12 protein-coding genes are annotated in these 12154 nt (G+C 72.9%); all 12 read left to right on the plus strand.

The genetic code is table 11. From position 1 onward, the window contains the following. The first annotated feature begins 26 nt into the window (after positions 1-26). Complete coding sequence (locus ACFY7C_RS17830) at positions 27-1322, plus strand: DegT/DnrJ/EryC1/StrS family aminotransferase (RefSeq protein ID WP_389650846.1); 1296 nt, start codon at positions 27-29, stop codon at positions 1320-1322. Further along, a complete protein-coding gene (locus ACFY7C_RS17835; protein ID WP_389650849.1) occupies positions 1319-2161 on the plus strand; it encodes a transketolase in 843 nt (280 codons plus the stop codon). The genes ACFY7C_RS17830 and ACFY7C_RS17835 overlap by 4 nt, the downstream gene beginning before the upstream one ends. Continuing rightward, a complete protein-coding gene (locus ACFY7C_RS17840) occupies positions 2158-3108 on the plus strand; it encodes a transketolase family protein (protein WP_389650852.1) in 951 nt (316 codons plus the stop codon). Before ACFY7C_RS17835 ends, ACFY7C_RS17840 begins: the two co-directional genes overlap by 4 nt. A gap of 20 nt (positions 3109-3128) precedes the next feature. After that, positions 3129-3302 (plus strand): lysine biosynthesis protein LysW, encoded by a 174-nt coding sequence (locus ACFY7C_RS17845; protein WP_345491119.1) that lies wholly within the window; start codon positions 3129-3131, stop codon positions 3300-3302. Between the two features lie 37 nt (positions 3303-3339). Further along, complete coding sequence (argC, locus tag ACFY7C_RS17850) at positions 3340-4365, plus strand: N-acetyl-gamma-glutamyl-phosphate reductase (RefSeq protein WP_389650856.1); 1026 nt, start codon at positions 3340-3342, stop codon at positions 4363-4365. Positions 4366-4431: 66 nt separating this feature from the next. Further along, a complete protein-coding gene (locus ACFY7C_RS17855) occupies positions 4432-5304 on the plus strand; it encodes a [LysW]-aminoadipate kinase (RefSeq protein WP_389650859.1) in 873 nt (290 codons plus the stop codon). Next, a complete protein-coding gene (gene cysC, locus ACFY7C_RS17860; RefSeq protein WP_389650862.1) occupies positions 5301-5864 on the plus strand; it encodes an adenylyl-sulfate kinase in 564 nt (187 codons plus the stop codon). Before ACFY7C_RS17855 ends, cysC begins: the two co-directional genes overlap by 4 nt. Then, a complete protein-coding gene (gene cysD / locus ACFY7C_RS17865) occupies positions 5861-6826 on the plus strand; it encodes a sulfate adenylyltransferase subunit CysD (protein ID WP_389650865.1) in 966 nt (321 codons plus the stop codon). Before cysC ends, cysD begins: the two co-directional genes overlap by 4 nt. Before the next feature lie 2 nt (positions 6827-6828). Continuing rightward, positions 6829-8154 carry a sulfate adenylyltransferase subunit 1 gene (locus ACFY7C_RS17870; RefSeq protein WP_389650868.1) on the plus strand — a complete coding sequence of 442 codons (1326 nt, stop codon included), beginning with the start codon at positions 6829-6831 and terminating at the stop codon, positions 8152-8154. Between the two features lie 65 nt (positions 8155-8219). Continuing rightward, positions 8220-9428: an ornithine--oxo-acid transaminase gene (rocD, locus tag ACFY7C_RS17875; protein ID WP_389650871.1), complete on the plus strand. Its 1209-nt coding sequence runs from the start codon at positions 8220-8222 to the stop codon at positions 9426-9428. A gap of 198 nt (positions 9429-9626) precedes the next feature. Next, positions 9627-10895, plus strand: coding sequence for an ATP-grasp domain-containing protein (locus tag ACFY7C_RS17880; protein ID WP_389650873.1), 1269 nt, complete (start codon positions 9627-9629; stop codon positions 10893-10895). After that, positions 10892-12136, plus strand: coding sequence for an MFS transporter (locus tag ACFY7C_RS17885; RefSeq protein WP_389650875.1), 1245 nt, complete (start codon positions 10892-10894; stop codon positions 12134-12136). The genes ACFY7C_RS17880 and ACFY7C_RS17885 overlap by 4 nt, the downstream gene beginning before the upstream one ends. Positions 12137-12154: the final 18 nt, after the last annotated feature.

The raw sequence follows: 12154 nt of genomic DNA on the forward strand, positions 1-12154 counted from the left end.
ACCGTGACCATGTCGAGAGGACTGTGATGAGCAAGCTGGCAGCGTTCGGCGGTTCGCCGGCCGTGCCCAGGGACCGGCGCCATGTGGACTGGCCGCTGGTCGAGGACGAGGACCGCAAGGCCGTCATCGACGCGCTCGACGGCGCCCGACTGGTGTCCAACTCCGACGGCGCGAACCCGGTGTCCACCCTGGAGGAGCACTGGGCGCGGCGGTTCGGCCACGACCACTGCGTCGCGGTGTCCACCGGCACCGCCGCCCTGTCCCTCGCGCTCGCCGCGCTCGGCGTCGGGCCGGGCGACGAGGTGATCGTGCCCGCGCTCAGCTTCATCGCCACCGGTCTCGCGCCCGTGCACCAGATGGCCGTTCCCGTGTTCGCCGACGTCGACCCGGTCACCTTCAACATCGACCCGGACGACGTGGAGCGCCGGATCACCGACCGGACCCGGGCGATCATCCCCGTGCACCTGCACGGCGCGCCCGCCGACATGGACCGCCTCACCGACATCGCGCGCAGGCACGGCCTCGCCGTGGTCGAGGACGCCGCCCAGGCGCCCGGCGCCACCCACCGCGGCCGGCCCGTCGGCTCCCTCGGCGACGCCGGTGCCTTCAGCCTCCAGGCCACCAAGAACATCCCCACCTGCGGCGAGGGCGGTCTGCTCGTGACCGGCAGCGCCGAGCTCGCCGAAGCGGTGCGCAAGGGCCGCCAGTTCGGCGAGGTGATCGAGGCCGGCCGCGACCGCGACTACATCTCGTACGGCCTGGGCTGGAACCACAAGATGAACGCCCTCCAGGCCGCGTTCACCGACGCCCAGCTCACCCGGTTCGACGTCTACGAGCAGGCCCGGCAGCGCAACGTCGCCGAGTTCCTCGGACGGCTCGCCGAGCTGCCCGGCCTGCGCGTGCCGACCGCGCTCCCGGACACCACCCACGCCTGGCACATCCTGCGCTTCCGCTTCGACGCGGCCGCCCTCGGCCTGGACGGCGTACGGCCCGAGGCCCTGCGCGCCGCACTGCGGCGGCTGCTGCGCGCCGAGGGCGTGCCGATGTCGCAGTACCAGCTCATGCCACTGCCCGACCAGAAGGTGTTCGTCGACCGCGTCGGCTTCGGCGGGGGCTACCCGTGGACCGTGACCGGCGCGCCCGCGCCGGAGGCGGGCGAGGACTACCCCGTGGCCCGCGCGATCATCGCCGACTCCCTCACCCTGCAGAAGCGCCACCTCCACCCGGGCTCGGGCGACCTGCTGCGGGCCTACGCCGACGCCTTCGAGAAGGTGTGGGCGAACACCGACATGGTGGCCACCCTCGCGGGGGCCGCCTCATGACCGCGACCCAGGCCCCGGCCCTCGACACCCTCGAATCGGTCGCCGCCCGCATCCGCTCGCACGTCGTCGACATGTGCGCGGGACCGGAGGGCGGCCACCTCGGCGGCGCCTTCTCCAGCGTCGAGGTGCTCACCGCGCTGTACTTCTCGGTGCTGAACGTGGACCCGGCGCGGCCGGACGACCCGGACCGAGACCGCTTCCTGCTCAGCAAGGGCCATGCCGCCGTCGCCCTGTACGCGACGCTGGCCGAGCGCGGCTTCCTCCCGGTCGAGGAACTCGACGGATACGGACGGCCCGGCAGCCGGCTGATGGGCCACCCGGTCCGCGCGGTGCCCGGCGTGGAGCTGCCGACCGGATCCCTCGGCCACGGCCTCGCCCTGGCCTGCGGCTTCGCCCTGGCCCACCGGTCCGCCGGCCGCGACGCGCGCAGCTTCGTCCTGCTCGGCGACGGCGAACTCCAGGAGGGCTCGGTGTGGGAGGCGGCCATCGCGGCCGCGTCGCTGCGCCTCGACCGCCTGGTCGCCGTCGTGGACCGCAACGGCCTGCAACTGACCGGCGCCACCGACGGGATCGCGCCGATGGAACCCCTCGCCGACCGCTGGCGGAGCTTCGGCTGGGCGGTCCGCGACGTGGACGGCCACGACGCGGCCGAGCTCGCCGACCACCTCGCCGCCGCCCCCTGGGAACCGGGCCGGCCGAGCGTGCTGATCGCCCGTACGGTCAAGGGCCATGGGCTCCCCTTCCTGGCCGGCCGGGCGGCCAGCCACTACGTGACGCTGTCCCCGCGCAACCACGCACGGGCGCGGGCCGCGCTCCGGACCACGGACACCGCCGGATGAGCCGCGCCACCCGGGAGGCGTACCGGGACACCCTGCTGCCGATGCTCGAACGGCACCCCGAACTGATCTGCCTGGACAGCGACACCGGCCTGTTCAGCGCGGACCACGCGGCGGCGGCCGGCGAGCAGTACGTCAACCTCGGCATCGCCGAGCACAACCTGATGGGCATGGCCGCCGGTCTCGCCGCGTGCGGGCGGATCCCCTTCGTCAACACGATGGCCGCCTTCGCCGCGTCCCGCGCACTGGAGGCGATCAAGATCGACATCGCCTACAACCGGCTGCCGGTCCGCATCATGGCCACCCACGGCGGACTCGCCGCCGGCCACCTCGGCCCCACCCACCAGGCCCTCGAAGACCTCGCCGTGCTGCGGGTGCTGCCGCAGATGACCGTGGTGGTCCCCGCCGACGCCGCCGCCACCGAGGCGTTCGTCGAGCAGAGCCTGAACGTGACCGGCCCGCTCTACGTACGTCTCGGCCGCAAGCCGACACCCCCGCTGCCCCCGGCCCCGCCCCCCGTCATCGGCAAGGCGCAGACCCTGCGGCAGGGCGGCGACGTGGTGCTCGCCGCCTGCGGCCCGTACCCGGTGCTCGCCTGCCTCGCCGCGGCCGACGTCCTGGCCGGTCACGGCATCGAGGCGACCGTGCTGAACCTGCACACCCTGCGGCCGTTCGACACCGAGACGCTGGTGGCCGCGGCCCGCCCGGCCCCCCTCGTCGTGACCGTCGAGGAGCACTGGCGCAGCGGCGGCCTCGGCGGCGCCGTGGCCGAGACCCTCGCCGAGCACGCGCCCACCCGGGTGCTGCGGCTCGGCGTGCCGGACCGGTTCGTCGACACGGTCGGCAACCAGGAACACCTCGTCACCCACTACGACCTGACCGCGGAGCGGGTGGTGAGGACGGTCCGTACCGCCCTCGACACGGCCGCCCTCTCCGGCACGACCCTCTGAACGCGAAAGGACACCTTCCCATGACCACAACGCAGGCCTGCCCGGAGTGCGAGGACGCGGTGCAGATCAGCGACTCGGTGCGGCTCAACGAGATCGTCGAGTGCGCGGGCTGCCGCAGCGAACTGGAGATCGTGGCGCTGAGCCCGGCGGTGCTCGCCCTCGCGCCCGAGGTCGAAGAGGACTGGGGGGAGTAGTCGTGCCCGGACACGTGACTCTCACCGGAGCCCCGACGTGATCCGCGTCGCGGTCGTCGGCGCGGCCGGCTACATCGGCGGCGAACTGCTGCGACTGCTCATCGGCCATCCCGAGGTCGAGGTGGTGGGCGCGGTGTCGTCCCGGTTCCCCGGCAAGCGGGTCGACGGCGTGCACCCGAACCTGCGGTCCGCCACCGACCTGCTGTTCTGCTCGGCCGACGAGGTGGAGGACTGCGACGCGGTCTTCCTCGCCACACCGCACCGCGCCGCCATGACGCAGATGGACCGCTGGACCGGACGCGCCAAGCAGGTCTACGACCTCACCGGCGACTTCCGGCTCGACGACCCCGAGGTCTTCGAGCGCTATTACGGTGTCGAGCATGCCGCGCCCCACCTGCTCGGCGACTTCGTCCCCGGGATACCGGAGCTGTACCGGGACCGTCTGGGCAGCGCCGACCGGGTCAGCGTGCCCGGCTGCATGGCGGTGGCCGGCGTGCTCGCCCTGTACCCGCTGGTGGCACGGAACCTGGTCGAGCCGAGGGCGCAGTTCGACGCCCGTACCGGTTCCAGCGGTTCCGGCGCCACCGCGGGTCAGGCGAACCTGCATGCCGAACGCAGCGGCGCCATGCGGGTGTTCGCGCCCACCGGGCACCGCCACGAGGCCGAGATCGCCCGGCACCTCGGGATCGACGCCGCCATGACCGCGACCGGCGTCGAGGCGGTGCGCGGCGTGCAGACCCTCTGCCACGCCACGCTGCGCCCCGGCGTGGACACGGCGGCGGTGCGCAGGGCGTTCCGCGAGCAGTACCAGGACGAGCCCTTCGTCCGCCTGGTCGCCCAGAAGCGCGGCACCTTCCGCTACCCGGAGCCGAAGATCCTGCTGGGCTCGAACTTCTGCGACGTCGGCTACGCCGTCGACGAGGAGGCCGGCCGGCTGGTGACCATCGCCGCCCTGGACAACCTGGTGAAGGGCGGCGCGGGCAACGCGGTCCAGTGCCTGAACATCCGCATGGGCTGGCCGGAGAACCTCGGCCTGTCCTTCACCGGGCTGCATCCCGTCTGAGCCCCGGTGCACCGGGCCCGGAGCACCGGGCCCGGGAGAACCGGGCCCCGGAGAACTGGAGACTTCGTGACCACCAGACCGCTGACCGTCGTCAAGTGCGGCGGCAACCCGGCCGTCGACGCCGAAGGCATCTGTGCCGACGTCGCCGAGCTCGTCGGCGAGGGACAGTCCGTCCTCCTGGTGCACGGAGGCTCCGGGGAGATCGCCCGACTGGCCGGGAAGCTCGGGGTGCCCCAGCGCACCCTGGTCGCCCCGGACAAGGTGACCACCCGGTACACCGACCCGGCCACCCTGGAGGTGGTCGTCCTCGCCCTGGCCGGTTCGGTCAAGCCGAGGATGGTCGCCGAGCTGACCCGGCTCGGGGTGCCCGCGGTCGGCCTCACCGGTCTGGACGGCGGGATGCTGCGGGCCCGCCGCAAGTCCGCCGTCCGGGCGGTCGTCGACGGCCGGACCGTCCTGGTCCGGGACAACCTCAGCGGCCGGCTCACCGGTGTGCGCACCGGGCCGGCGCAGGCCCTGCTGGCCGCGGGCTTCGTGCCGGTGGTCTCACCGCCCGCGATCGACGAGCACGACGAGCCGGTGAACGTCGACGCCGACCGCGCCGCGGCGGCGCTCGCGGCCGCGCTCGGCGCCGACCGGCTGGTACTGCTGACCGGCGCGCCGGGCGTGCTCGCCGACCCCGACGACCCCACCAGCGTGATGCCCGCCTACGAGGTGCCGGCGACCGGCGCGCCCGGCCGGTTCGCCGGCGGTGGCATGGCCCTCAAACTCGTCGCGGCACGCGAGGCACTGGCCGGCGGAGTGGCGACGGTCCGCATCGCGGACGGGCGGGTCCCCCACCCGGTCAGCCGGGCGCTGGCCGGCAGTGGCACCACGGTAACCATGACGGACGCAGGGCGGGTCACCGCCGGCCCGCGCGAAAGGGAGCACCGAACATGACCGAACCAAACGGCGAACCGGCCGGGTGGCAGGGCGGCACGGTCTGGCTGACCGGACTGCCGAGCGCGGGAAAGACCACCCTCGCGCGCAGCCTCGCCGGACGACTGCGGGCCGAAGGACACCGGGTCCAGGTGCTCGACGGCGACGAGGTCCGCGCCGCACTCTCCGCGGAACTCGGCTTCTCCAAGGAGGACCGGGACACCAACGTACGGCGGATCGGCTACGTGGCCGGACTGCTCGCCGCCCACGGCGTCACCGTCCTGGTGCCGGTCATCGCCCCGTACGCGGTGTCCCGCGCCGCGGTGCGGGACCTGCACGCGGCACACGGCGTCCCGTACCTGGAGGTGCATGTCGCGGCCCCCCTGGAGACCTGCGCCGACCGGGACGTGAAGGGCCTCTACGCCCGTCAGGCGGCAGGCGAACTCCAGGGGCTCACCGGCGTCGACGACCCCTACGAGGCACCGGTCGATCCCGATCTGCGGATCCGCACCGAGGACCAGACGGTCGAGGAATCGATCCGGCACCTGCGTGCGCTGCTCGCCGCACGCGGGCTGTCGTGACCGCCGTCGCCCGGGCCGCGGTCAACGACCGGCCCGGAACCCTCGGCGCGCCGCTCACCCCGGCCGTGACCCCGCTCACCCACCTGGAGACGCTGGAGGCCGAGGCGGCGCACATCTTCCGCGAGGTGGCGGGCGAGTTCGACCGGGCCACGCTGCTGTTCTCGGGCGGCAAGGACTCGGTCGTCATGCTGCACGTGGCCCTCAAGGCCTTCGCCCCCGCGCCGCTGCCGTTCTCCCTGCTGCACGTGGACACCGGCCACAACTTCCCCGAGGTCCTCGCCTACCGGGACCGGATCGTCGAGAAGCACGGCCTGCGCCTGGACGTGGCGTCCGTGCAGTCCTACATCGACGACGGCAGACTCCGCGAGCGGCCCGACGGCACCCGCAACCCGCTGCAGACCCTGCCGCTGCTCGACGCGATCCGCGACGGCCGCTTCGGCGCGGTCTTCGGCGGCGGCCGGCGCGACGAGGAGAAGGCACGCGCCAAGGAGCGCGTCTTCAGCCTGCGGGACCAGTTCGGCGCCTGGGACCCGCGCAGACAGCGGCCCGAGCTGTGGCAGTTGTACAACGGCCACCACGAGCCGGGCGAGCACGTCCGGGTGTTCCCGCTGTCCAACTGGACGGAGCTGGACGTCTGGCAGTACATCGAGCACGAGGGCATCGAGCTGCCCGAGATCTACTTCGCGCACCGCAGGAAGGTGTTCCGGCGCGACGGCATGTGGCTGACGCCCGGCGACTGGGGCGGTCCCCGGGACGACGAACCCCTGTGCGAGCGGCAGGTCCGCTACCGCACGGTCGGCGACATGTCCTGCACCGGCGCCGTCGACTCCGCCGCCTCGACCGTCGAGGCGGTGATCGCCGAGATCGCGGCGAGCCGGGTGACCGAGCGCGGCGCGAGCAGGGCCGACGACCGCCTGTCCGAGGCTGCCATGGAGGACCGCAAGCGAGAAGGGTACTTCTAGACATGTCAACGGACCTCGCGGAAGCGGAAGGCCGGTCCGGCCCGTCCACCCGGCGCTCGGGCGGCCTGCTGCGCCTGGCCACCTGCGGGTCGGTCGACGACGGCAAGTCCACCCTCGTCGGCCGGCTGCTGTACGACACCAAGTCCGTGCTCGCCGACCAGCTGGCCGCCATCGAGGAGGCCTCCCGCCGCCGCGGGCAGGACGACCCCGACCTCGCGCTGCTCACCGACGGCCTGCGGGCGGAGCGGGAGCAGGGCATCACCATCGACGTGGCCTACCGCTATTTCGCCACCCACCGGCGACGGTTCATCCTCGCGGACACCCCGGGCCATGTGCAGTACACGCGCAACATGGTGACCGGTGCCTCCACCGCGGACCTGGCGGTGATCCTGGTCGACGCGCGCAAGGGCGTGGTGGAGCAGACCCTCCGGCATGCGGCCATCACGGCCCTGCTCCGGGTCCCCCATGTCGTCCTCGCGGTCAACAAGATGGACGCCGTCGGCTATCAGGAGTCCGTCTTCACCGCGATCGTCGCCGAGTTCACCGGGCGGACCGCCGGCTGGGGCCTCCCCGACGTCGTCGCCGTCCCGATGTCCGCGCTGGCCGGCGACAACGTGGTCGAACCGTCGGCCGCCATGGACTGGTACGCCGGCGACACCCTGCTCTCCCACCTGGAGCACGTCCCGCTCGGAGGGGATCCGACCGGCAAGCCGCTGCGCCTGCCGGTGCAGTACGTGATCCGGCAGCCCTCGGGAGACCGGCGCACGGTGGACCGCTGGCTGGCCGGACAGCTCGCCTCCGGCCTTCTCAGGGTCGGCGACCGGGTCGCCGTGCAGCCGGCCGGCGCGACCAGCACGGTCGTCGCGATCAGCGTGCTGGGCCGGGAGACCGACCTCGCCTGGGCCCCGCAGTCCGTCGCCGTCCGCCTCGCCGACGAGCTCGACGTCTCCCGGGGCGAGGTCCTCACCGCGGACCCCGCCCCCGAGCCCGTACGGCGCCTCACCGCCACCGTCTGCCACCTCGACGAGCGCCCGCTGCGCACCGGACAGCGCGTGCTGCTCAAGCACACCACCCGCACCGTCCCGGCCGTGGTGGAGAGCATCACGTACCGCACGGACGTCGCCCTCGCCCGTCGGCTCCCGGGCCAGGACCGACTCGCCGCCAACGACATCGGCGGCGTACGGATCCTCACCGCCGAGCCGCTCGCCGTCGACGACTACGCCGACAACCGGCGCACCGGCTCGTTCCTGCTCATCGATCCGCAGGACGGAGCGACCCTCAGCGCCGGCATGGTCGACGCGAGGGCGGACGACCAGCCGGACCGCTGACCACCGCATCGCCGATCACCGCGTCACCGCACCGCCGATCAACCGCCGAAAGGGTGAAGCAGGCCATGAACACGACCGCGGACGCCACCTCCCCCACCGACCACATCGCCGTCACCGAGCGCTGGAGCGCGCACAACTACCACCCGCTGCCCGTGGTGCTCACCCACGGGGAGGGCGCCTGGCTCACCGCTCAGGACGGCCGGCGCTACCTCGACTTCGTCGCCGGCTACTCCGCGCTGAACTTCGGCCACCGCCACCCCGACATCGTCGCCGCCGCCAAGGCCCAGCTGGACCGGCTGACGCTGACCGGGCGGTCCTTCCACAACGACCAGTTCGGACTGTTCTGCCGCGAACTGGCCGAGCTGACCGGCACCGAGACGGTGCTGCCCGCCAACACCGGCGCGGAGGCGGTCGAGTCGGCCGTCAAGGTCGCCAGGAAGTGGGCGTACCAGGTGAAGGGGGTGCCGGACGGCGCCGCCGAGATCGTCGTCGCGGGCGCCAACTTCCACGGCCGCACCACCACCATGGTCTCCCTCTCCACCGACGCCCTCGCCCGCCGGGAGTTCGGACCGTTCACCCCCGGCTTCAGGGTCGTGCCCTTCGGCGACATCGACGCGCTGCGCTCGGCGGTCGGCGAGAACACGGCGGCGGTGCTGCTCGAACCGATCCAGGGCGAGGCGGGTGTGGTCGTCCCGCCGAAGGGCTACCTCGCGGAGGTCCGTCAGCTGTGCGACGAGACCCGCACGCTGTTCGTCGCCGACGAGGTCCAGTGCGGGATGGCCCGCACCGGAGAGACCCTGGCGCTGGACCACGAGGGCGTCCGCGCGGACCTGTACGCCCTCGGCAAGTCGCTCGGCGGCGGGCTCATGCCGGTGTCGGCGGTGGTCGGCCGGGCCGACGTCCTCGGCGTCCTGGCGCCCGGCGAGCACGGCTCCACCTTCGGCGGCAACCCGCTTGCCTCCGCCGTCGGCCGCGCCGTGGTGCGGCTGCTGGCGACCGGGGAGTTCCAGGAGCGGTCCCGCGAGCTCGGCTCGTATCTCCACGCGCGGCTGCGCGAACTCGACGGCGTCGCCGAGGTCCGCGGCCGCGGCCTGTGGGCCGGCGTCCAGATCGCCGAGGGCCGCACCGCCGGCGTCCGGGTGTCCGAGGCACTGGCCGAGCGGGGCCTGCTGTGCAAGGAGAACCAGGGGCACCTCCGGGTCGCGCCGCCGCTGGTGATCACCCGTGAGGAGATCGACTTCGGGGTGGAGGCGATCGCCGGGGTCCTCGGATGACCCGGACCGCCCGCCGTTCCGCGCGATAGTCTGCCGACGTCCGACCGTCTCGACCCCACGGGGACGGACCCGAGGCCGCCTCGCCTCCGTTGCGACGACCGCACGGAGCCGCCGGACCCATCCTTCCCCTTCCCCGTCGTGACGCCTTTTCCGACTCCCGGCGAGCCCGCCGGTCGGAACGTGAGCGAAGGAGCCACTGTGTCCATCGATGTCGAACCCACCGGACGGCCCCGCGTCCTGGTCATCGGCGGCAAGCTCAAGCTTGTGCGCAAGGCCCGGGAGCTCGGTCTGGACGTGGTTCACGCCCAGTACCCGGACGCGTACGACCGCGGCCACTGGCCCTACGTCGACCAGGCGTTGCTGGTCGACTACGGCGACATCGAGCGGCTCCTGCCCCTGGCCCGGGCGCTGCACGAGACGTATCCGTTCCGGTCGGCCGTGGCGCTGTTCGAGCTCGGGCTGCTGCCCGCCGCGCGGATCAACGAGGCGCTCGGCCTCGACGGCGAGTCCGTCGACACCGTCGAACTCCTCCTGGACAAGGCGCGGATGCGCCGGCACCTGGCCGCGAAGGGCATCAGCCCGGTGGCCTCCGCGGTCGGCCGCTCGGCGCAGGACCTGAGGGACTTCGTCGCCGCGCACGGGCTGCCGGTCATCGTGAAGCCGGTGCGCGAATCGGGCAGCGTGGGCGTCTTCTGCATCCGGGACGAGGCCGAGGTGGACGTCGTCGCCGAGCGCTACCGCTCCCTCGACGACAAGGCATGGGCCCCCGGAGACCTCGCCTTCGCCGACTCCTTCCAGGAGTTCCTCATCGAGGAGTATCTGGACGGACCCGAGATCAGCGTCGAGTCGCTCAGCTTCGACGGGCGGCACGTCATCGTCGGGATCACCGACAAGGCGGCCTTCGGCGGCGGTTCCGGGTTCGTCGAGCTGGGCCTGTCCCAGCCCAGCGTGCACCCGGCCGAAACGCTCGCCGAGGTACGGGAGCTGGTGACCGACTTCCTCGACGCGGTGGGGCTGCGCAACGGGCCCGCGCACACCGAGATCAGGCTGACGGCGCGAGGCCCCCGGATCATCGAGTCCCACAACCGCATCGGCGGCTACGGCGTCAACGAGATGGTCGAGGTCGCCTACGGCGTCGACATGGAGCGCTACACGCTCGGCATCCGGTTCGACAAGGTGGAGCCGCTGACCGAGTCGCCCGAGCCCCGCGCCGGAGTGGCCCTCCAGGCCCTCACCCCGGAGCCCGGCAGGGTCGTGGAGATCACCGGCGTCGACGCCGTACGCGCGGACCCGGCCTTCGTCGACCTCCATGTGAAGCTGCGCCCGGGCGACGTGGTGGCGCCGCTGACCTGGAACGAGGACATCGGCGGCTATGTGATCGCCCGCGGCGCCGACGCCGCCGAGGCCGTCGCGAACAGCAAGCGGCTGGCCGAGGCCATCCACGTACGGACCGAGCCCGTCGCATGAGCACCGCACCCACGGACCAGCCGGACGTCCAAGAGCCCACCTTCCGCCAGACGTTACGCCGCTTACCCGTCCGGGTCTGGATCATCAGCCTGGGCATCCTGGTCAACCAGGTCGGCAACTTCCTGCCGGTGTTCATCGTGCTCTACCTGACCGAGCGCGGCTACTCCGCCGGAGCGGCGGGCCTGGTGCTCGGCATCTCCGGTCTGGGCAAGGTGCTCGGCAACGCCGTCGGCGGCTACCTCGCCGACAAGATCGGCCGGCGCTGGACCATCGTGCTCTCCGCGGTGACCACCGCGGGACTCACGGCGATCGTGCCCTTCCTCGAAGCGCTGCCGCTCATCGTCACGGTGGTCGGCCTCATCGGCGTCACCTCGCAGATCTACCGGCCGGCCGCGGCCGCCGTGCTGGTCGACGCCGTCTCCACCAACCAGCAACGACTCGCCGCCTTCGGGGTGTTCCGCTTCGCGATGAACGTCGGCGCCGCCCTCGGCGGCGTCATCGGCGGTGTGCTGGCCAGCACCTCCTACGTCGAGCTCTTCCTCGTCAACGCCGTCGCCTGCCTGCTGTTCGGCGTGGTCGTGGCCCTGCTCCTGCGGGACGCCCCCAAGGCGCTCACCGACGAGGACGCCACCGACAAGCCGGCGGAGCAGGCCGTCGGTTACCGCCAGGCGTTCGCCGACCGCACCCTGGTCCGCTTCCTGCTGATGACGGTGTTCTGCGAGTTCGTGTACATCCAGTCCACCGTCGGCCTGCCGCTGCACGTCAGCGACGTGGGCCTGACCGAGCGGGACTTCGGCCTCCTCATCGGACTCAACGGCCTGCTGGTGCTCGCCCTCGAACTGCCCATCACCGGGGCCATCTCCCGCTACCGGCCCGAATACGTCCTGGCCATCGGCAACCTGATCACCGGCGTCGGTCTCGCGCTGACCGGGTTCACCACCGGGATGGTCCTGCTGGCGGCGACGGTGCTGCTGTGGACCTTCGGCGAGATGCTGACCAGCTCCGTCGCCATGGCCTACCTGGGAAGTCTGGCGCCGCCGCACATGGTCGGGCGCTACCAGGGGCTACACGGCGTCGCGTACACGATCGGCACGGGCGCCGGACCCCTCATCGGCGGCGCCCTGTACGCCTTCGGCCCCTGGGCGCTGTGGATCCTCGTCGGCGTGGCCGGGGTGCTGGCCGCCCAGCTGTCGCTGCCGCGCCGCCGCAGCGCGCCCCTGGAGGAGAAGCCCGCTTCCTGACGCCACGACGCCACACCG

It is taken from the genome of Streptomyces sp. NPDC012769, assembly GCF_042901205.1.
Classification (GTDB): Bacteria; Actinomycetota; Actinomycetes; order Streptomycetales; family Streptomycetaceae; genus Streptomyces.

What these genes read in the sequence shown, in the direction of transcription:
- ACFY7C_RS17830 (WP_389650846.1), top strand. Translation starts at nt 27, where the DNA reads ATGAGCAAGCTGGCAGCGTTCGGCGGTTCGCCGGCCGTGCCCAGGGAC.
- ACFY7C_RS17835 (WP_389650849.1), top strand. Translation starts at nt 1,319, where the DNA reads ATGACCGCGACCCAGGCCCCGGCCCTCGACACCCTCGAATCGGTCGCC.
- ACFY7C_RS17840 (WP_389650852.1), top strand. Translation starts at nt 2,158, where the DNA reads ATGAGCCGCGCCACCCGGGAGGCGTACCGGGACACCCTGCTGCCGATG.
- ACFY7C_RS17845 (WP_345491119.1), top strand. Translation starts at nt 3,129, where the DNA reads ATGACCACAACGCAGGCCTGCCCGGAGTGCGAGGACGCGGTGCAGATC.
- cysC (WP_389650862.1), top strand. Translation starts at nt 5,301, where the DNA reads ATGACCGAACCAAACGGCGAACCGGCCGGGTGGCAGGGCGGCACGGTC.
- ACFY7C_RS17870 (WP_389650868.1), top strand. Translation starts at nt 6,829, where the DNA reads ATGTCAACGGACCTCGCGGAAGCGGAAGGCCGGTCCGGCCCGTCCACC.
- rocD (WP_389650871.1), top strand. Translation starts at nt 8,220, where the DNA reads ATGAACACGACCGCGGACGCCACCTCCCCCACCGACCACATCGCCGTC.
- ACFY7C_RS17885 (WP_389650875.1), top strand. Translation starts at nt 10,892, where the DNA reads ATGAGCACCGCACCCACGGACCAGCCGGACGTCCAAGAGCCCACCTTC.